At 46.6% G+C, this 20,674-nt stretch carries 19 protein-coding genes; 10 read left to right on the top strand and 9 right to left on the bottom strand.

Annotated features, from left to right (window positions below):
- The first annotated feature begins 22 nt into the window (after positions 1-22).
- The gene (dprA, locus tag PP178_RS03290; RefSeq protein ID WP_336298513.1) at positions 23-1,207 is read left to right on the top strand and encodes a DNA-processing protein DprA; all 1,185 of its coding nucleotides are present in this window, start codon (positions 23-25) and stop codon (positions 1,205-1,207) included.
- Positions 1,208-1,400: 193 nt separating this feature from the next.
- On the opposite strand, the gene trpS is transcribed toward dprA, so the two are convergent.
- Complete coding sequence (trpS, locus tag PP178_RS03285; protein WP_272592882.1) at positions 1,401-2,369, bottom strand: tryptophan--tRNA ligase; 969 nt, start codon at positions 2,367-2,369, stop codon at positions 1,401-1,403.
- A 71-nt stretch (positions 2,370-2,440) separates the two neighbouring features.
- Between trpS and PP178_RS03280 the strand changes: the two genes are divergently transcribed.
- Complete coding sequence (locus PP178_RS03280) at positions 2,441-3,211, top strand: lysophospholipid acyltransferase family protein (protein WP_272592881.1); 771 nt, start codon at positions 2,441-2,443, stop codon at positions 3,209-3,211.
- Here the strand turns inward: PP178_RS03280 and PP178_RS03275 are convergent.
- The 4 genes from PP178_RS03275 to recA all read right to left on the bottom strand — a co-directional run bounded on the left by PP178_RS03275 (position 3,201) and on the right by recA (position 6,766).
- Positions 3,201-4,658: an outer membrane beta-barrel protein gene (locus PP178_RS03275; RefSeq protein ID WP_272592880.1), complete on the bottom strand. Its 1,458-nt coding sequence runs from the start codon at positions 4,656-4,658 to the stop codon at positions 3,201-3,203. The two genes, PP178_RS03280 and PP178_RS03275, sit on opposite strands and share 11 nt — an antisense overlap.
- A 12-nt stretch (positions 4,659-4,670) precedes the next feature.
- Positions 4,671-5,201 carry an RNA polymerase sigma factor gene (locus tag PP178_RS03270; protein WP_272592879.1) on the bottom strand — a complete coding sequence of 177 codons (531 nt, stop codon included), beginning with the start codon at positions 5,199-5,201 and terminating at the stop codon, positions 4,671-4,673.
- An 18-nt stretch (positions 5,202-5,219) separates the two neighbouring features.
- A complete protein-coding gene (locus tag PP178_RS03265; RefSeq protein WP_272592878.1) occupies positions 5,220-5,660 on the bottom strand; it encodes a hypothetical protein in 441 nt (146 codons plus the stop codon).
- 95 nt (positions 5,661-5,755) lie between these two features.
- A complete protein-coding gene (gene recA, locus PP178_RS03260) occupies positions 5,756-6,766 on the bottom strand; it encodes a recombinase RecA (protein WP_272592877.1) in 1,011 nt (336 codons plus the stop codon).
- Positions 6,767-7,082: 316 nt separating this feature from the next.
- On the opposite strand from recA, the gene trhO reads away from it, so the two are divergent.
- The 8 genes from trhO (at position 7,083) to PP178_RS03220 (ending at position 15,808) form a co-directional block, all read left to right on the top strand.
- Positions 7,083-8,114, top strand: a complete 1,032-nt coding sequence (trhO, locus tag PP178_RS03255) for an oxygen-dependent tRNA uridine(34) hydroxylase TrhO (RefSeq protein ID WP_272592876.1) — start codon at positions 7,083-7,085, stop codon at positions 8,112-8,114.
- A gap of 199 nt (positions 8,115-8,313) precedes the next feature.
- Positions 8,314-9,480, top strand: a complete 1,167-nt coding sequence (locus tag PP178_RS03250) for a PSP1 domain-containing protein (RefSeq protein ID WP_272592875.1) — start codon at positions 8,314-8,316, stop codon at positions 9,478-9,480.
- The gene (locus PP178_RS03245) at positions 9,473-9,955 is read left to right on the top strand and encodes a gliding motility lipoprotein GldH (RefSeq protein ID WP_272592874.1); all 483 of its coding nucleotides are present in this window, start codon (positions 9,473-9,475) and stop codon (positions 9,953-9,955) included. Before PP178_RS03250 ends, PP178_RS03245 begins: the two co-directional genes overlap by 8 nt.
- A gap of 4 nt (positions 9,956-9,959) precedes the next feature.
- Positions 9,960-12,302 carry a transglycosylase domain-containing protein gene (locus PP178_RS03240; protein ID WP_272592873.1) on the top strand — a complete coding sequence of 781 codons (2,343 nt, stop codon included), beginning with the start codon at positions 9,960-9,962 and terminating at the stop codon, positions 12,300-12,302.
- A gap of 141 nt (positions 12,303-12,443) precedes the next feature.
- On the top strand, positions 12,444-13,145 hold the full coding sequence (locus tag PP178_RS03235) for a CoA transferase subunit A (protein ID WP_272592872.1): 702 nt from the start codon (positions 12,444-12,446) through the stop codon (positions 13,143-13,145).
- Positions 13,145-13,798 (top strand): CoA transferase subunit B, encoded by a 654-nt coding sequence (locus tag PP178_RS03230; RefSeq protein ID WP_272592871.1) that lies wholly within the window; start codon positions 13,145-13,147, stop codon positions 13,796-13,798. Before PP178_RS03235 ends, PP178_RS03230 begins: the two co-directional genes overlap by 1 nt.
- A gap of 310 nt (positions 13,799-14,108) precedes the next feature.
- Positions 14,109-14,648, top strand: coding sequence for a GNAT family N-acetyltransferase (locus tag PP178_RS03225; protein WP_272592870.1), 540 nt, complete (start codon positions 14,109-14,111; stop codon positions 14,646-14,648).
- A 5-nt stretch (positions 14,649-14,653) separates the two neighbouring features.
- Positions 14,654-15,808, top strand: coding sequence for a serine hydrolase domain-containing protein (locus tag PP178_RS03220; protein WP_272592869.1), 1,155 nt, complete (start codon positions 14,654-14,656; stop codon positions 15,806-15,808).
- Here PP178_RS03220 and PP178_RS03215 read toward each other — a convergent pair.
- From PP178_RS03215 to PP178_RS03200, 4 genes are all read right to left on the bottom strand, one after another.
- Positions 15,805-16,953 carry a methionine aminotransferase gene (locus PP178_RS03215; RefSeq protein WP_272592868.1) on the bottom strand — a complete coding sequence of 383 codons (1,149 nt, stop codon included), beginning with the start codon at positions 16,951-16,953 and terminating at the stop codon, positions 15,805-15,807. The genes PP178_RS03220 and PP178_RS03215 overlap by 4 nt on opposite strands.
- 93 nt (positions 16,954-17,046) lie before the next feature.
- Positions 17,047-17,592 carry a type 1 glutamine amidotransferase domain-containing protein gene (locus PP178_RS03210; protein WP_272592867.1) on the bottom strand — a complete coding sequence of 182 codons (546 nt, stop codon included), beginning with the start codon at positions 17,590-17,592 and terminating at the stop codon, positions 17,047-17,049.
- Positions 17,593-17,859: 267 nt separating this feature from the next.
- Entirely contained in the window at positions 17,860-18,606 is a 747-nt protein-coding gene (locus PP178_RS03205; protein WP_272592866.1) for a succinate dehydrogenase/fumarate reductase iron-sulfur subunit, read from the bottom strand.
- A 63-nt stretch (positions 18,607-18,669) separates the two neighbouring features.
- Positions 18,670-20,673, bottom strand: a complete 2,004-nt coding sequence (locus tag PP178_RS03200) for a fumarate reductase/succinate dehydrogenase flavoprotein subunit (RefSeq protein ID WP_272592865.1) — start codon at positions 20,671-20,673, stop codon at positions 18,670-18,672.
- Between the last annotated feature and the right edge of the window lies 1 nt (position 20,674).

The following is a 20,674-nucleotide window of genomic DNA, read 5'->3' as shown; positions in this document are numbered from 1 at the left end:
ACAAAGATGGAAAATTTTTGCAGTGAGTAAAAGCAGAAACGATAACTTTTTATTAACAGATATGGATCATCCGAATGTGAATAAAGGCTCCGAAAGCACGGAGTTGCCCGAAAATGAGCTCTTTGCAGCGCTTAGATTGCAGCATATTCCTAATTTAGGAGACATCAGTGCGAAAAAATTAATCGCCCATTGTGGCAGCCCTGCCGCGGTTTTTACCGATAAAATGCACAAGCTGCTGAAAATTGACCGGATCGGGTCTGCAATGTTATCCGGGCTTCATGATCCCGTTCATGCCCGTGCTGCGGAAAAGGAAATGGAGTTTCTCAGGAAACGCAACATCCGTTATTATTATTACCAGCAGCCAGATTACCCGGCAAAGCTTTATCACTGCGTGGATGCTCCAATTATTCTTTTTTATATGGGCGACATAAAGCTGAGGGGGAAGAAGGTGATCAGTGTTGTCGGCACCCGGAGCATGACCGGCCGGGGAAGGGAATTCTGTCATAGCTTTATAGAAGCACTGGCTACTCATAACCCGGTTATTGTCAGTGGTTTTGCCTACGGGGTGGATATCTGCGTGCAACGTGCTGCTATGGCCCATGGACTTCAGACCATAGGCTGCCTGGCGCACGGCCTAAACCGGCTTTACCCACCGGAGCATGGTATTTACAGGGATAGCGTGATGAAAAACGGCGGATTTTTCACGGAACAATGGAGTAAAAGCCTGCCGCTGCGAGAAAATTTTTTAAAAAGAAACCGACTCATCGCCGGGTTAAGCCATGCCACCGTAGTGGTAGAATCGGGGGAAAGAGGGGGGAGCCTGGTCACAGCCAATCTCGCCGCGGACTACAACCGGGAAGTATTCGCTGTTCCCGGGAGGACCACGGATGTCTTCAGCCGTGGGTGTAATACCCTGATCAAAACCCATAAGGCACATTTACTTTCTTCTGCAGAAGACTTGGTTAAAATGCTGAACTGGGATACTGCCCGGATCAAGTCCAGGGCAATACAACAGCAGTTGTTCGTAAGTCTTAAACCGGTAGAGCAGCAAGTTGTGGATTACCTGGCAGAAGAAGGGAAGCAACAGTTAGATGAAATTGCCATTCATTGCGGACTTCCGGTGTCGGCATGTTCAAGATTGCTCTTAGAGCTGGAAATGAAAGGGGTTATCTGTCCTTTACCGGGAAAATTTTTTGAACTGGCCTGAGCTCCATACAAACCCGGTGGTATGTTTTGATGTCCTGAAAAGTGTACGGCGTGAAAAAATTGTGCTTTGGTCGATAAAATGCCGTTTAATACCGGGGCTTGCTAGGGGAAAGTGACCGGTGAAAAAAATAGAACCGACCACACGGTCGGTTTTGAATATATCTAAGAGTAAGTTGAAAAAAAGAGATCTATTGTCAATATCCCAGCTTTTCCCTGACTCTTTCCAGTACTTCTGAGGCAACCAAGGCGGCTTTTTCTGCACCTAAAGAAAGAGCTTCTTCCACCTCTTCCGGGTGTGCCTTGTAATATTCGAACTTTTCCCTGGGTTCTTTAAAACGCTCGCAGATCAGTTCAAATAAAGCTTGCTTGGCATGACCATAGCCGTAATTGCCCCCGGTATAGTTCGCTCGCATCTCGGCCACTTGTTCGGGGCTGCCTAGGATTTTATACAGGGCAAATACGTTATCTGTATCCGGATCTTTGGGATCCTCCAGCGGGGTGCTGTCCGTTTTGATTCCCATGATCTGCTTGCGCAGTTTTTTGTCGGTCTGGAAGATATCGATAAGGTTTCCCTTGCTCTTACTCATTTTCTCACCATCCGTACCCGGAACATACATAGTCTCTTCCTGGACCTGTGCTTCGGGTAAGACAAAAGTTTCCCCCAGTTGTGCGTGGAACCTTGAAGCGACATCACGAGTCATTTCCAGGTGTTGTAACTGGTCCTTGCCTACAGGCACTATATTGGCGTCGTATAACAGTATGTCTGCAGCCATTAACATAGGGTAAGTGAAAAGCCCTGAATTGACATCCTCCAGCCTGTCGGCCTTATCTTTGAATGAATGCGCAAGCGTAAGTCGCTGGTAGGGGAAGAAACAACTCAGGTACCAGGATAGTTCGGTAACCTGAGGGACATCGCTCTGCCGGTAAAAAACTGTTTTGTTTACATCTAAACCAAAAGACAACCAGGTGGCAGCTGTTGCAAAAGTATTCTGTCTCAGGGTATCCCCGTTCTTTATCTGGGTGAGCGAATGCATGTCTGCGATAAAAAGATAGGATTCATTCGCGGGATCCTTTGCCATTTTAATTGCGGGGATAATCGCTCCGAGGATGTTCCCAAGGTGAGGAGTTCCGGTGCTCTGTATGCCGGTCAGGATTCTTGCCATCTGCGTTTTTTTGGAAAAGACAAAAGTAACAGATTATCTAAAACCTTGCTAAAATTGTTACTTTTGATTCCATGCGTAAAGCCCTTTTAAAAATCGGGGGAGTTCTCTACCACATTTGGTTCTATATCCTGGTCGCAGTTCCTATCCTGATCGCTCTACCTTTCCTGATCCTCACCACCTTATCTGAACGCACCTATAAACAGTTTTTTTGGTTGGCCCGGAACATCTGGGCTCCTTTTATATTATACGGCATGGGCTGCCCGCCCCGCATCAGGTATAAGGAGAAACTGGTAAAGGGAGAAAGTTATATGCTTGTGGCTAATCACACCAGCATGCTGGACATTATGTTGATGCTACGTGTGAGTAAAAGTCCGTTCGTATTCGTGGGAAAGAAAGAGCTGGTCAATATCCCGCTCTTCGGGTTCTTTTATAAACGAGTATGCATCATGGTTGATCGTGAGGACAGTCGGAGCCGGATGGGAGTATACCGCCGCGCTCAGAAGAGGTTGAACCAGGGGCTGAGTATCTGTATTTTTCCCGAAGGAGGGGTCCCGGAAGAATCCGTGCTGCTCGACAATTTTAAGGAAGGAGCCTTCCGTATGTCTATCGCTCACCAGATCCGCCTGGTGCCCATCACATTTTTAGATAATAAAAAAAGACTGCCTTTTACATTGGCCAAAGGCAGGCCGGGACCGCTGAGGGTTAATGTCCATCCATTTATCGATACTGCCAAGTTGCAAGAAGAAGATAAGAGTCAATTAAGCCTGCAAGTGCGGCAGATCTTCCTCAATGACTTACAGCAAGATACGAGGCAGCCAATACCTGAACCTGTCAGAACCTGATATTCAGGCCGCTGTAAACACCCAGGGAATAAGGGTTAAAGGAACCTGCAGTATCGGAGAAGGTATTGAGCTGGTACTTGAATACCGGGTCTATATTCAGTTGGATGCTGGGCGCAAGACGATAATAGAACCCGAGTCCGATATTAGTGCTGAAATTGAGCTTATTAATATTGTTGACATCTCCTACGAGGGTCTGGCTTCCTTCGGCTTCAAGTATAATCGAGTTATCGGTCAGGAACAGGGTACTGACCCCACCGATGAGATCCACGCCGAGTTTGCGGTCACTGAGTACATAGTTGATCTCCAGGGGAACTTCCAGGTAACCGAATTGCTGGTTCATACGTCCGGACTTCCCCGGGCTTTGGGCACTCACATCGGCCAACCCTGCTGAAGGTTGCTCTTTAGTGACAGCTTCGCTTCTTACTACGAGGTTCCTGGAGGTCCTGTTGTAAACGATATGATCCAGTTTTGTTTGTTCCCCGGCAATGGGGGATGCGGAGAAGGAAACGTCATTGGTGTCATAGCCGTAATCTACTTTATGAAGGCCGGAACGTATTTTCAGTTTGGGGCTGAGATTATACGAAACAGCTATCCCGTAGCTCACGTTAACACTCCCTGATTTGGAATTGGCAGTGAAGCTGGAGTGTATGGGAGAACCCTGTCCGAAAGAATTAAAAAAGACCGGGGCAACACGCGGCCCCACGGACCATTTCCGACTCTCTTCCTGTTGTGCCAGTTCTTCTTTGTCTGCATCCACTACTTCAAAGATGGAACGTTCCTTTTCTGGTTCTTTTATGGATTCAACATTCTGATTTTCAGCAATATCTGAACTTTGTTCCGATTGGTATTTATTTATGCCTTGCCGGTTGTCATCTTCTCCCTCTGTGGCTAATGCTTTGTTATTTTCCTGACGGTTTTCAGCATTTTCGGAAACTGAAGCTAAGGAAGACTGCAGCTTTCTGGCCGCTTCATCACCGTTCTTCTTCCCGGGTCTTTGTGGAATGTCTTGCAGAGTGCGGGCCAGGGTGGCGTTGCGTTTACCCTTGGAGTTTTTCCCTTCAATGCCACTCAATTGATTTCCCCGTACTTCATCAACAGGCCTGGCAGGTGTATTGGTTATAGGAGTAGATTTTTGTGCGGAACCTGCTACAGCATTAGTTGGTGTTGTCTGTACAGGCTTTTGTTCCTTCTGCTCCCCGGGAGCCTGTTCTGTTGTATCGGTAAGGATTAGATCGGGATCCGTACTACCGGGCCTCAGCCCCAGGTAGATAAATAACGCCAATACGGCAGCCACTCCCCCTAATTTCCACCAGAGCGCTAATAATCTTTTCTTCTTCTTTTGCTGGTCCAGGGTTCCCGAAATTCTTTCCCACATCCCTTCCGGAGGGGATTCCTCGTAATCCTTCAGCCTGTCTTGGAACAAATTATCCAGATTATTTTTCTTCATGACTCATGTGGTTTAAGCGATATTGATCTTCGCCTTTTTAATTTTCTCTTTTAAAATAGCGCGTGCCCTGGCCAGGTTAGATTTGGAAGTGCCTGCAGAGGTCCCCAGCTTTTCGCTAATCTCCTGGTGGGTAAATCCATCCAATACATACAGGTTAAAGGTCAGCCTGTACTTATGGGGCAATTCCTGGATATAACCCAGTAGTGTCTGCAGGTTGATCTCGTCATAGAACGCGGGTTCTTCTTCCTCTCCTTCGGAATTTTCGTTCACCACATTCATATAGACTTCCTTGCGATATTTCTGCAATACGGTATTGACCGTGATGCGTTTCATCCAACCTTCAAAAGATCCTTTAAATTTGAACTGAGCAATTTTATCGAAGATGACAATGAAACTATCATGCAGGTTATCTTCTGCCTCCGTTTTATTGCGTGAGTATTTCAGGCAGATGCCATAGAGCACCGGGGAATACTTTTTATATAAAGATTCCTGTGCCTGCCTGCTACCCTTCCTGCATTGGTTTATTAGTTCTTCCAGATCCAAGTTGACCGCCTTAGTTCACTACTGATTATCTCCTGACTGCTGATTTACCGGTACTTCGTATTCTAAAAAGATAGGGGTGCCATCTTCTTCTTCCCCGGCGTAAAACCGGAAGGTGTATGTTTGGTCGTATAGACAGATGAAGTTAAAGAAAGTCTGTACTTCTTCTGTTGCCTGTGTGCAACCCTGGTCTTCAAACTCAGATCCTACGGCAACTACCGTTCTTGTCGTCAGGTCGTCTTTCCTGATATCGAATCCCTCAAAGATAGAACATCCGTTAGGACGCAGGTAGGTTACCTTAATCTCGTAGGTCTCGTTCAGGTTAAACGATTCCGGCAGTTCTGCCTCTAAAATGTTCAGCGAAATAAAATGGAAGTTTGCCCTATCATCGCTAATATCGCACGAACTCACCATGAACAGGGAGATCAGCAACCAACAAAACCAAGTTTTTCTCAGCTTCATACGTTATATATTTGTTTAACCTTAGATGCGATCTTCGGTCAATGGTTGCTTCAAAAAAAAAGGGGCTCAGTTGCCTGGCCCCATGGAAGTTAATGTTATAAAGCGCTGATGGCATCCTTGATCTTGCCTTCCAATTCGTCCAGCAATTCGGGATTATCAATCAGCAGGTTCTTAACCGCATCGCGTCCCTGGCCTAGTTTAGTATCGCCATAACTGAACCAGGATCCGCTCTTTTTAACGATTTCGTATTGAACTCCAAGGTCAATGATCTCTCCAATCTTCGAGATCCCTTCCCCGTACATGATATCAAATTCTGCCGTTTTAAACGGTGGAGCCACTTTGTTCTTCACCACTTTAACACGTGTTTTATTTCCCTGTACACCTCCATCAGTATCTTTGATCTGGGTAGACCTGCGGATATCCAGTCGCACAGAGGCATAGAATTTAAGGGCATTACCCCCGGTAGTAGTTTCCGGGTTCCCGAACATCACCCCTATCTTTTCCCGCAGCTGGTTAATAAAGATGACCGTACAATGGGTCTTACTGATAGAGCTGGTAAGCTTTCTCAATGCCTGTGACATCAGCCTTGCGTGTAATCCCATTTTAGAATCTCCCATCTCACCTTCAATTTCGCTTTTCGGGGTCAGGGCAGCCACGGAGTCAATAATCACGATATCAATAGCGCCGGAACGGATCAGGTTATCGGCAATTTCCAGGGCTTGTTCCCCGTGATCGGGTTGTGAGATAATCAAATTATCTATGTCTACTCCCAATTTCTGAGCGTAGAAACGATCAAACGCGTGCTCGGCATCGATAAAGGCGGCAATTCCACCTTTTTTCTGAGCTTCCGCGATAGCGTGTAAGGTTAGCGTGGTCTTACCCGAAGATTCCGGTCCGTAGATCTCGATGACCCTGCCCCTGGGATAACCCCCTACACCTAATGCGATATCAAGACCCAGTGACCCTGAAGAGATCACCTCCACATCCTGTACTATATCGTCTCCCATCTTCATGACCGCCCCTTTGCCATAGGTCTTATCCAATTTGTCAAGGGTCAGTTTAAGGGCTTTTAATTTCGCTTCTTTTTCGCTGTTCTTCGTTTCCATTCTTTTGTAAAATTCAGAAAGCTAAAATACCATTTCTTTTTGCATATAACAACCAGCGGCGCAACCTTTTTGGAAAGCCTGTATCTATGAATTGAGTGTTAGTTGGTCACTCGTTTTTTGAACTGCCCGGCTTAGGGTGGTTCTTTAAGATGCAGCCATAAAAGGTCCGTAGAATTCTGTGAAAAAGAAGATCTGACCGCTATGAAAAAGGACGCTGATTAATGGCAGCAAGAGAGCCCCGGGAAATCGGGGCTTTTTTGTTTTAAAATCCCTATTTTTGCACATTATTTAACGACAACTTAATTATTAGTATAGCATGCAACTGTACAATACTTTAAGTGCGAAAGAACGCGAAGAGCTCATAGAGCAGGCCAACCAGGAACGGTTGACTATCTCGTTCTACCAATACGCACACATTGGCAATCCACAGATTTTCAGGAATCACCTTTTTATCCGGTGGAACGAACTGGATGTACTCGGGAGAATTTATGTCGCCCATGAAGGGATTAATGCCCAGCTTTCTGTTCCCGCTCCTAATTTCGAGGCATTTAAAAAGCACCTGGACAGCATTAGTTTCCTGGAGAATGTCCGTCTTAATATCGCCATAGAACAAGACAACAAGTCTTTCCTGAAACTCAAAGTCAAGGTTCGTAACAAGATCGTTGCGGACGGGCTTAATGACCGCACTTTTGACGTGACCAATAAAGGGGTTCACGTCAATGCCGAAGAATTCAATAAACTTATCGATGATCCGGATACCATCCTGGTGGATATGCGAAATCACTACGAGAGTGAAATCGGGCATTTTAAGAATGCCATCACCCCGGATGTGGATACCTTCAGGGACTCCCTGGATATCATTGAAAAGGACCTGGAAGCGCATAAGGAAGATAAGAAACTGGTCATGTACTGCACCGGGGGAATCCGTTGTGAGAAGGCCAGCGCTTACTACAAGCACAAAGGTTTTAAACAAGTGTACCAGCTGGAAGGCGGAATCATAGAATATACCAGGCAGGTACAGCAGCAGCAGCTGGAGAATAAGTTCATGGGGAAGAACTTTGTTTTTGACCATCGCCGCAGTGAACGAATTTCTGAAGATGTGATCTCTCACTGCCACCAATGCGGTGAACCTTGTGACACCCACGTAAATTGTGCAAACGAGGCCTGCCATTTGTTATTCATACAGTGTGATTCCTGTGCGCAGAAAATGGATCAATGCTGCTCTGATAACTGTAAGGAAATCCACGCCCTTCCTTACGAAGAACAGAAGGAATTGCGCAGGGGGAAAGAGGCGAGTAATAAGATTTTTAAGAAGGGAAGATCAGAAGTCCTGAAATTTAAACGCTAGGGCAGTGCCCAGTCCGTAAGGCTTCTTTTGGTGCTGAACAGCTGCTGCTACGGATGGTTGAGGGGGATTGGCACCCGTGTCGTAATAAGGCATAGTACTTTTTAGATGCGAAGCAATTTATCGTATCTTTACGAGTGAATTATTTATGAACCTACGTCGGGTAAGGCCTCAGGGCTTCACCTGATTCAAGATATACTATATGGGTTGTAGCAGTTGTACGACCGCCACAGGAGGACAGCCCCGTGGCTGCAAGAACAATGGTACTTGCGGATCAGATGGCTGTAACAAATTAACAGTATTTGATTGGCTTTCAAACATGTCTCTCCCGGCAGGGGAGCAGCCTTTTGATTGCGTCGAGGTGCGTTTTAAGAACAGTAGGAAAGAGTTTTTCCGCAATACAGAAAATCTTTCCCTTTCTATAGGCGATATGGTTGCCACCCAGGCCAAGGCCGGTCATGATATCGGCATGGTTACCCTGACGGGACCCTTGGTGAAGGTGCAGATGAAGAAGAAAAAAGAGGATCATACAGATCCCAACCTTCCAAAAATATACCGAAAGGCTACCCAGAAAGATATTGATAAATGGCAGCGTTGCAGGGATAAGGAGGAGGAAATCAAGAAGCGTTCGCGCGAGATCGCCATCATCCTCAACCTTCAGATGAAGATCTCTGATGTGGAATTCCAGGGAGACGGCTCTAAAGCTACCTTCTATTATACCGCAGAAGAGCGGGTAGATTTCCGGCAGTTGATCAAGGATATGGCCAAGGCCTTCGGGATTCGTATAGAAATGCGGCAGATCGGGTACCGGCAGGAGGCACAACGCCTCGGTGGGATTGGATCTTGCGGGCGCGAACTATGCTGTTCTACCTGGCTGACCGATTTTAGATCGGTAAGTACCGCAGCGGCAAGGTATCAGCAACTTTCATTGAATCCCTTAAAACTCGCCGGGCAATGCGGCAAATTGAAATGTTGCCTTAATTACGAGCTTGATGTCTATATGGATGCGCTCAAAGATTTCCCTGCCCAGGACACTAAACTCTTCACCGAAAAAGGATTGGCCTTTTGCCAGAAGACCGATATTTTTAAAGGCACACTCTGGTTTTCTTATAAGGATGAACCGGCTAATTGGCATGCCCTGACCAAGAAACAGGTACACGAGATAGCGGAGAAGAATAAGAAGAAAGAAAAGGTAGCCAGCCTGGAAGAGTACGCTTCTGAAAATGAAACTCCGGCCGAAACCGCTTTTGAAAATGTGGTAGGTCAGGACAGTCTTACCCGTTTTGATCGTCCAAAAAGAAAGAGCAAGCGACGAAACAATAAGAAGAAAGGAAGAAATAACAGAAATAAGGCTTCTAAAAATGCGTAATCTCCTGTTAGGCCTGTTGTGCACCATGGCCTTTATCTCTTGCAATGACAAACTGGTGTATACCCAGAGCAAGCCTACTACCGATGCCAGTTGGGACCAGGATGAACTGATGAAATTCACATTCATGGCCCCAGATACTATACAACCTCATAACCTGTATTTCAATATCCGGAACGACGATCGTTTCCCGTATAGCAATTTGTTCGTAATTGCTGCGTTGAATACTCCAAAGGGGGAGACTTCTGTAGATACGCTGGAGTATGAAATGGCCCGCCCGGACGGAACCTGGCTGGGAAAAGGGCAGGGTAGTATAAAAGAAAATAAGCTGTGGTTTAAGGAGGCTATGATCTTCCCGAACACAGGAGAATATACCCTCACCCTGCAACACGCGATGAGAAAGAACGGGGAAGTAGAAGGTGTTGTGGAATTACCGGGGATAACGGATGTTGGATTAGAAATAGAAAAGCAAGAGTAAAGTAATGGCGAAAGCAAAGAAAAAAAAGCCGGCAAGGTCTTTCAGAACTTTTGTTAAATGGTTCTGGTTGCTGTTTGCGGCAGGAATTTTCTCTATAGTACTGATATTTATGCTCGCCTCCTGGGGAGCTTTTGGAGAAATGCCCACTTTTGAGCGCCTGGAGAACCCACAGACCAACCTGGCCACGGAAATCATTTCTGTCGATGGGCAAACCCTGGGTAAATTCTACCTGGACGATAACCGTACGCCGGTAGGTTATGACGATCTTCCACAGAACCTGGTCGAGGCCCTTATCGCAACCGAAGATGTGCGTTATTACAATCATTCCGGGATCGATGCATGGGGGACTTTGCGGGCCATTGTCTTTCTTGGAACAAGGGGTGGGGCCAGTACCATATCCCAGCAGTTATCAAAATTACTCTTTACCAAAAGAGCTTCGGGCGATGTGTTAAGCAGGGCCGTACAGAAGGTGAAAGAATGGGTGATCGCAACGCGGCTGGAGCGGCAGTACACCAAGTCGGAGATCATCGCCATGTACATGAATATCTACGACTTTAATTACAACGCAGACGGGATACGATCTGCGGCCAGGATCTATTTTGGGAAAGAACCAAAAGATTTGAAAACAGAAGAGTCTGCTGTCCTTGTTGGCATGCTGAAGAATTCATCGCTCTACAATCCCATCAGGCGAGAAGAATTAGTGCTGAACCGGAGAAATACCGTACTGGCGCAAATGGCCAAATACGATTATATCACAACCGAAGCAAAAGACTCCCTGCAGGCCCTGGAGATGAATATTAACTTCAGCCCGGAATCACACAGGGAAGGCCTGGCCACCTATTTCCGGATGTACCTACAAGGCTTTATGAACCGTTGGATCGCCGAAAACCCAAAACCGGCTCTTGAAGGAGAACGTGATAAATGGAACCTGTACCTGGATGGACTAAAGATCTATACTACCATTGATTCGCGCATGCAGAATCATGCAGAACAAGCTGTATCCGAACACATGAAGAGGTTGCAGGCAGAATTTTTTGTACAGAACACCCCTGCGAGGAACCCCACCACACCATTCCTCGACCTGGAAAAACCAGAAATAGATAACATAATTGAACGTGCCATGAAGAATTCCAGTAGGTGGCGCGGGATGAAAGCAGCAGGAAAATCTGAGAAGGAAATTCGCGCTTCTTTTGAGAAGGAAACAGAGATGACCGTGTTTGACTGGAATGCCGAGACTAAGGAAAAGGATACGGTTATGACCCCTTTAGATTCTATACGGTATTACAAATCCTTCCTCCGAACTTCTATGATGTCTATGGAACCGCAGACGGGCCATGTAAAGGCATGGGTTGGCGGAGTGAATTATAAGCACTTTCAGTACGATAATGTCATACAGGGAGCTCGGCAGGCAGGGTCTACCTTTAAGCCTTTTATTTATGCCGCGGCTATAGACCAGTTGCGCTTATCGCCATGCGATTCACTGCCGGACAGCCAGTACTGTATAGAAGCCGGGAAACACGGAAATATTGAGGCCTGGTGCCCGAAGAATTCTGATGGAAAATATTCCGGTAATATGTATACCCTTAAAAAAGCTCTGGCCAATTCGGTGAATACGGTCACGGCCCAGTTAATAGACCGGGTGGGGCCTAAACCCGTGGTGTCTATTGTCAAGAACCTGGGTTTAAACAGGGAAATTCTTCCGGTACCTTCTATCGCCCTGGGGACCACGGATTTTAATGTATACGAAATGGTGGGTGCATACGGTACATTTGCCAACCAGGGGGTGTATGTGAAACCCGTTATGGTCACGCGGATCGAAGATAAGAATGGGACCGTACTCTACGAATACGTACCCGAAACCAAGGATGTGCTCAGTAAGGACGTAGCTTATGCCATGGTTAAACTTATGGAAGGGGTAACTGAAGGTGGATCCGGAACCCGATTGCGTACTACGGGCAGTAAAGATGTAACGGTATATAAAGAAATTATCACCGGGTATCCTTATGAATTTACCAACCCTATTGCCGGTAAGACGGGTACTACCCAGAACAATAGTGATGGCTGGTTTATCGGCATGGTGCCTAACCTGGTTACAGGTGTATGGGTCGGTGGTGAAGAGCGGTCTGTTCACTTCAAGAGTATTACCTATGGGCAGGGAGCATCCATGGCCTTACCGATTTGGGCATTGTATATGAAGAAGAATTACAATGAACCGGATTTGGCAATATCCAAGGAGGAGTTTACAGAACCCGAAGACCTTTCTATAGTAGTAGATTGTAATAAGCTACCGGAAGAGACCGAAGTTGAGGCTGACCTGGAGGATGATATGGACGACCTGGATTTTTAATTTTCCCGCTAAAGCATTCCTGCCTGCAAAGCAGTTTCATTGTATTTAGATGAGGTTGTTCCAAGGCTATTACACCATAAAATCTTATTTTAGTAACCTAAGCTTGCCCGTAAATATTAGGGTGAATACAGACTAGCAGATATGATTAAAAAAACAGTAGCTGACGTAAGTACGGCCCTTAAGGGGGTTGAAGACGGCATGACCATCATGCTTGGCGGCTTTGGCTTGTGCGGCATCCCTGAAAACGCGATCTCCGAACTGGTCCGGCTGGGAGTCAAGGATCTTACCTGCATCAGCAATAATGCAGGAGTGGACGATTTTGGCCTTGGATTGCTTTTACAGAAGCGGCAGATCAATAAAATGATCTCTTCTTACGTAGGAGAGAATGAAGAATTTGAAAGACAGATGCTCAGCGGGGAATTGGAAGTAGAACTCACGCCCCAGGGGACATTGGCGGAAAAGTGCAGGGCTGCGCAGGCAGGCTTCCCGGCATTCTACACGCCTGCCGGATATGGCACCGAAGTTTCCATGGGAAAAGAGACCAGGGAGTTCAATGGGAAAATGTACGTTTTAGAGGAGGCTTTTAAAGCCGACTTTTCTCTGGTAAAGGCGTGGAAAGGGGACGAAGCCGGGAACCTGATTTTTAAAGGTACGGCCCGTAATTTTAATCCCAGCATGTGCGGTGCGGCCAAGATTACCGTGGCCGAGGTTGAAGAATTAGTGCCCGCAGGTGAGCTGGACCCTAACGAAATCCATATTCCCGGGATCTTCGTCAGCCGAATTTTCCAGGGGAAGGATTATGAAAAGAGAATAGAACAACGCACTGTAAGAAAAAGAAACTAATGCTGGATAAGAACGGAATAGCAAAGCGAATAGCCAAGGAAGTAAAAGACGGCTATTATGTCAACCTGGGAATAGGAATACCTACCCTTGTCGCCAATTTTGTCCGCGACGATATCAGTGTTGAATTCCAGAGTGAGAATGGAGTTCTGGGAATGGGACCTTTCCCGTTTGAGGGAGAGGAAGATGCCGACATTATCAATGCCGGGAAACAAACCATAACCACGCTCCCGGGAGCTTCTTTTTTTGACTCTGCCCTGAGCTTCGGAATGATCAGGGGGCAGCATGTAGATCTCACTATTCTCGGGGCTATGGAGGTTGCAGAAAACGGGGATATTGCGAATTGGAAGATTCCCGGAAAGATGGTCAAAGGAATGGGAGGTGCTATGGATCTCGTTGCTTCTGCTGAAAATATTATCGTTGCCATGATGCATACCAACAGGGCGGGTGAATCCAAGCTGCTGAAGCGATGCACACTGCCATTGACAGGGGTGCAATGTGTGAAGAAAATAGTGACCAACCTGGCGGTTCTTGAAGTTACCCCGGAAGGATTCAAGCTTTTAGAAAGAGCGCCGGGTGTAAGCGTGGAAGATATAAAGCAAGCTACAGAAGGATCACTTATTGTAGAAGGAAATATCCCCGAAATGCAGTTATGATTACCGTTCATCGAATTTGATGACAAAATCACGATTTTAACACCCTTCAGCCTAACGGGCTTACAATAAAACCAAAACCCGATAGTTTAAGTTAATAGCTGAATATCCCAGATCTTAACCTAAACTTATCGCTTATGGAACATCAAAACCACCATGCCGAAGAAGAAATTCAAGTGTATCGCAGCAACTTTTTAAGCGGGCTGCTGATGCTGGCCAAAAAATTATTCATGTTCTGAAGCAGAATATGATTGATTGGAAAAAGGAGTAATACCCACCGTATTGCTCCTTTTTTTATTTTAGAGCTTTTGATATGGCATCCGCACTTACTTACAGCAAATGTACTTTGGCCCAGCTGGAATTGCTCAGCAGCATGTCCAGGGAAACTTTCCGGCAAGCTTTTGAAGCTCAGAATGAGCCCCAGGATTTTAAAACCTACCTTGACAAGGCGTTTTCTTTGGAGACCCTGGGAAGGGAATTAGCGCAAACAGCCACTAGTTTCTATTTCATTTACCGGGAAGATGCATTGGTGGCCTATATGAAATTAAATACAGGCAATGCCCAAACAGACCTGCGCGAAGCAAGCGGGATGGAGCTGGAACGCATCTATGTTTTAAAAGATTACCAGGGTCTTGGAATTGGAGCGGAAGTCCTTTCCCATGTCAAACAAATGGCCAGGGAAGCGGGTAAGGAATACTTATGGTTAGGGGTCTGGGAAGAGAATAAGGATGCTATCCGTTTTTACGAGAAGCACGGGTTTGTAAAAAGTGGGATGCATCCCTATTATATTGGGAACGACCGGCAAATGGACTGGGTGATGAAGACAGATTTACGTAATTTGAATCCTCAATAATTTTCATGAAAGCAATCAAAAAATCAGTACTCCTGCTATTGCTGGGGTTCTCCGGGCTCGTGAGCGCCCAGACGTATTTCCCGGGAAAAGACACGCCCTGGGAACAAAAAGAACCGGCAGAGATGGCAATAGACGCGGGCGCTTTGGAAAAAGCGGTTTCTTTTGCCGAGAATAATGAATACAGCGGGTCTCGGGATCTGCGGATGGCAATTTTAAAAGGATTCGAGCGGGAGCCATACCACGAGATCCTGGGGCCGACCAAGAAAAGAGGAGGTCCGACCGGGATGATACTTAAGGATGGATACCTGGTCAGGCAGTGGGGAGACACCGGCAGGGTGGATATGACCTTCAGCGTCACCAAAAGTTTCTTGTCCACTGTAGCTGGGCTGGCGGTAGACCATGGACTTATAAAACAAACTTCGGATAAGGTGTCTGCCTATATCTGGGATGGCACATTTGAGGGATCTCATAATGCCAAGGTACAATGGAGCCACCTGCTACAACAGAATTCGGACTGGTCCGGTCAATTGTGGGGATTATATGACTGGGCGGACAGACCGCCTAGGGAAGGCGGGATCGATGAGTGGAAGAACAGGGCACTGAATCCGCCGGGCACAGTAATGGAATATAATGACGTACGTGTTAACGTCCTGGCCTATGCTTTGACACATACCTGGCGCAAACCGCTTCCTACTGTTCTCAAAGAAAAGATCATGGATCCGATTGGAGCCTCTACCACCTGGAGGTGGTTTGGTTATGACCATGCGTGGACAGAGATAGACGGTTATAAGATGAAGTCGGTTACGGGAGGTGGTCACTCGGGAGCTGGAATATTCATCAATACCGAGGACATGGCACGCTTTGGGCTGCTTTTTATGAATAACGGAGTATGGGAAGAGCAGCGCTTAATTAGCACGGATTGGATACAGGAAGCGCTCACTCCCTCTGCACCTGAGCATAATTATGGCTATATGTGGTGGCTGAACAGTAAAGGCGACAGGCATTGGGATGAACTTCCCGAACATATCTTTTATGCGGCTGGATTTGGCGGGAATTTTATCGTGATAGACCAGGAAAGGAACTTGGTGGTGGTCACCCGTTGGCTGGAACCATCAAAAATAGAAGAGTTTATGCAGCTGGTCTACGCTTCCTTTGATTAGATCTTATGCAAAATCTCTGCTGCTCGGGTCAGGGTTTCTTCTTTTTTGGCAAAACAAAAGCGCAACTGCCGGTGATCTTCCCTGTTTTCATTAAACACAGAAATCGGGATGCTGGCCAGCCCGTAGTCCGTTATCAGCCTTCGGGCAAAATCGGTATCCGTTTCCTCAGAAATACGGCTGTAATCCAATAACTGGAAATAAGTGCCTTCACAGGGGGTGAAATTAAATCGTGTTCCGGCGATTGCATTGAGGAAGAAATCCCTCTTTTGCTGGAAAAACGGTCCCAAACCGAGATAACGCCCCGGTTCTTCCAGGTAGCTGGCCAAAGCATGCTGAATAGGGTGGTTGGCACAGTACACGTTAAATTCGTGCACCTTTCGGAACTCGGACATCAGGTAGTCCGGGGCTGCACAATAGCCCATTTTCCACCCCGTTGTGTGAAAGGTTTTTCCGAAGGACACACAGATCATAGCACGTGATACCAGACCGGGATAACGGGCCACACTTTCATGTTGTTTGCCATCAAATACCAAATGTTCATAAACTTCATCGCTCAGCAAAAGAATATCCGTATTGGTCAGTGCCTGTTCCAGGGCTCGCATATCCGATTGGGAAAAGATTCTTCCGCTGGGGTTGTGAGGGGTATTAATGATCACCATGCGGGTGCGGGTCGTTATCGCAGAACGAAATTCTTCCCAGTCGATATTATGATCTTTTCCCTTCATTTGTACGGAAACCACTTTGCCGCCATTGAGGTGGATAGCGGGCTCGTAGCAATCGTAGGCCGGCCTGATCAGGATTACTTCATCACCCGGGTTAACAAAAGCTGTAATAGCCGTAAATATGGCTTGAGTCGCCCCGCTGGTTACCGTAATTTCGGAATCAGGATTAAAAGAGTGGTCATAAAGTGTATTGATCTTCTTGGAAAGGACCTCACGAAGGGAGTAGATCCCTGCCATGGGCGCATATTGGTTATAACCGGTGCGCATGGCAGCATCCACCAGGGCGAGTAATTCCGGATCCGGTTCAAAGTCAGGGAATCCCTGGGATAGGTTTACCGCATTATGTTCCCGGGCCATTGCACCCATTACGGTAAAAATTGAAGGTTCTAAGCCGGGTAATTTAGAAGTCAAGTCGAACGTCATAATCCAAGTTTTTGCTGAAGTTTAAAAGTAGCGAATTGCACATAAAAAAACCCGTTGCAAGACAACGGGTTCTTATGGATTGAGGGCCTGTGATTAGGCGTGTTGTTCTTCGTGCTTCCCTTCTTTGATCTCTTCGACCAACTTGGCATTAAATGCAGGGAGATCATCAGGATTCCTGCTGGTTACAAAGCCTTGATCTACTACAACCTCTTCATCTACCCAATTTGCTCCGGCGTTTACCAGGTCATCTTTGATAGAATTAAAGGAAGTCATTTTACGACCTTCAACTACCCCTGCACTGATCAGTATTTGAGGCGCGTGGCATATCGCGGCTACAGGTTTTTCTTGCTTAAAGAAATCCCGTACAAATTCAAGGGCTTGATCGTTCCTTCTCAATTTATCCGGGTTAATTACCCCGCCAGGCAACATTAATGCATTATAATCTGATGCCTTAACCTGGTCCAAAGTTTTATCAACCGAATAGGAATTAGACCAATCGCCGTCATTCCATCCTTTTATATGTCCGGATTCTTCACTTACGATGTCTACCTCGAAGCCTTCGTTCTTCATGGCCTGCAAAGGAGAGGTAAGCTCAATTTCTTCAAATCCGTTAGTGGCTAATATTGCTATCTTTTTCATGTTATATGTGTCTGTAATGATTAGTAAATAATTTCATTATGAATATACATTGCAGTAAGGGGAAAGTCCGTTAAGACCCTTTTAAAATATAGCCGCTTAAGGTTAAAAGTTTAATAAGATTTCTAACAAGTGTTAAATATAGGAAGCGGAGGGGATCACATTGGTCTATAGATGCCCCGGAGTGCCCGGAGAGAGTCAAAATAAGAAAGCCATCTGCATCCCGTAAAGGGTGTAGATGGCTTTAAAAATATTCTAAAAATTAAAAGATTAGCCTTTAAGGTTGGCCTTTAGATATTCGCGATTCATTCGTGCGATATTTTCCAGAGAGATCCCTTTAGGGCACTCAACTTCACATGCCCCGGTATTGGTACAGTTACCGAATCCTTCAAGATCCATTTGTCTCACCATATTCTTTACACGCTCCGTGGCTTCAACCTGCCCTTGAGGTAGCAAGGCGAACTGCGAAACTTTTGCTGAAGTAAATAACATGGCACTAGCATTCTTACAGGCGGCTACGCAAGCACCACATCCAATACAAGTTGCAGCATCCATTGCCGTATCTGCCGCTTCTTTCTGCACAGGGATGGCGTTGGCATCCACGGTGTTTCCCGAGGTATTTACGGAGATATAACCTCCTGCCTGTTGTATACGATCAAACGAGCTGCGATCTACTACAAGATCTTTGATTACCGGGAACGCAGTAGCTCTGAACGGTTCAATAACGATGGTATCACCATCCTTAAACTTACGCATATGCAGCTGGCAAGTCGTTATAAACTTATCCGGTCCGTGGGGCTCCCCGTTGATCTGCAGGGAACAGCTGCCACAGATTCCCTCCCGGCAGTCGTGATCAAACTCTACCGGCTCTTTCCCTTCGTTGATGAGGTTCTCGTTCAGGATATCCAGCATTTCCAGGAAAGACATGTCCCCGTCAATACCACTGATAGAGTAGTCTACCATCTTCCCCTTTGCGTGGGCATCATTCTGACGCCAAACTTTTAAATTGAGATTCATACTATTTTCTTTAGTACTGCTATTTAATCGATCCTGTAAATCACATCACAGGGCCGGGTATTTTTATTTATAACTTCTGGTTTTCAGCTCTATGTTTTCATAGACGAGCTCTTCCTTATGCAGCTCAGCGTCCTTAGGCTCTCCTTTATATTCCCAGGCCGCGACATATTTGAAGTTCTCATCATCACGCAGGGCTTCACCTTCAGGAGTCTGGTACTCTTCCCGGAAATGTCCACCACAGGATTCTTGCCTGTGAAGGGCGTCTTTCGCAAAAAGTTCACCTAGCTCCAGGAAATCGGCAACTCGCCCGGCTTTCTCCAGTTCCTGGTTCATCGATTTTGATTCGCCGGGTACTTTGACGTTCTCCCAGAAGTCTTTTCTCAGCTCGGAGATTTCTTTGATCGCCTCCTGAAGGCCTTCAGCATTTCTCGCCATCCCACACTTGTTCCACATGATCTTTCCAAGTTTTTTGTGGTAGTAGTCGACCGAATTCTTTCCTTTTCCGGACATCAATTTTTCAATGCGCTCGCGAACTTCTTTTTCCGCGTGCTCAAATTCCGGGCTTTCGGTTGAGATGGGCCCGGTACGAATATCATCAGAAAGATAATCGCCAATGGTGTACGGCAATACAAAGTAACCATCTGCAAGTCCCTGCATCAATGCAGAAGCTCCCAGCCTGTTGGCACCGTGATCGCTGAAATTAGCTTCCCCTGCGGCGTAACATCCCGGGATGGTAGTTTGCAGGTTGTAATCAACCCAAAGTCCACCCATGGTATAGTGAACCGCCGGATAGATCATCATCGGGGTTTTATAGGGATTTTCGTCCACGATCTTTTCATACATCTGGAAAAGGTTCCCGTATTTAGCTTCAACAACTTCTTCCCCCAGCTTTCTTACCGTGTCATCAGAAGGATCCTTAATTCCAGAGGTTAGCGCTTTTTCTTTACCATACCTCATGATAGCTGCCGAGAAATCCAGGTAAACCGCTTCACCTGTTTTGTTCACTCCAAAACCGGCATCGCATCGTTCTTTGGCTGCCCTTGAAGCAACATCCCTGGGGACCAGGTTACCGAATGCCGGGTAACGGCGTTCCAGGTAATAATCCCTGTCTTCTTCTTTTATCTGCGTTGGCTTTAACTTGCCTTCCCTGATCGCAACGGCATCTTCCATTTTAGCCGGTACCCAGATTCGCCCGTCATTCCTGAGCGATTCTGACATCAGTGTCAACTTGGATTGATGATCTCCCGATACAGGGATACAGGTAGGGTGTATCTGTGTAAAACAAGGGTTGGCAAAGAAGGCTCCCCTTCTGTGTGCCCGCCATGCAGCCATGACGTTACTTCCCATGGCATTGGTCGACAAGAAGAATACATTGCCATATCCTCCACTGGCCAGTACTACGGCATGAGCCGAGTGCCTCTGAATCTCGCCGCTTACTAAGTCGCGGGCAATAATCCCACGGGCTTTACCGTCTACGAGAACAAGGTCCAGCATTTCATGCCGGTTGTATGCCTTGATCTTCCCGCGGTTGATCTGGCGGTTCATCGCGGCATATGCCCCGAGTAAGAGTTGTTGTCCTGTTTGTCCCTTGGCATAAAAAGTACGGGATACCAGAACCCCTCCAAAGGAACGGTTATCCAGTAAGCCCCCGTATTCCCTTGCAAAGGGAACTCCCTGTGCGACACATTGGTCAATGATATTTGAGGACACTTCGGCGAGACGATAAACGTTTCCTTCCCTGGAGCGGTAGTCTCCTCCTTTTATAGTGTCGTAAAATAAACGGTAATTAGAATCCCCGTCTCCTTGATAGTTCTTTGCTGCATTGATTCCCCCCTGGGCTGCGATAGAGTGTGCACGCCTGGGTGAATCCTGATAGCAGAATGTTTTTACGTTATAACCGAGTTCTGCAAGGGTAGCTGCAGCTGAACCTCCGGCAAGACCGGTACCGACCACGATGACGTCAATATTACGTTTGTTGGCAGGGTTTACCAGGTTGATTTCGTTCTTATGTTTGGTCCATTTATCGGCCAGCGGCCCTAATGGAACTTTAGAATCGAGGATGCCCATA

This window comes from Zeaxanthinibacter sp. PT1, assembly GCF_028464225.1.
In the GTDB taxonomy this organism is placed as follows: Bacteria; Bacteroidota; Bacteroidia; order Flavobacteriales; family Flavobacteriaceae; genus Zeaxanthinibacter.
The sequence above is the reverse complement of the archived record's forward strand: the minus strand, read 5'-3'. Positions and strand labels throughout refer to the sequence as shown.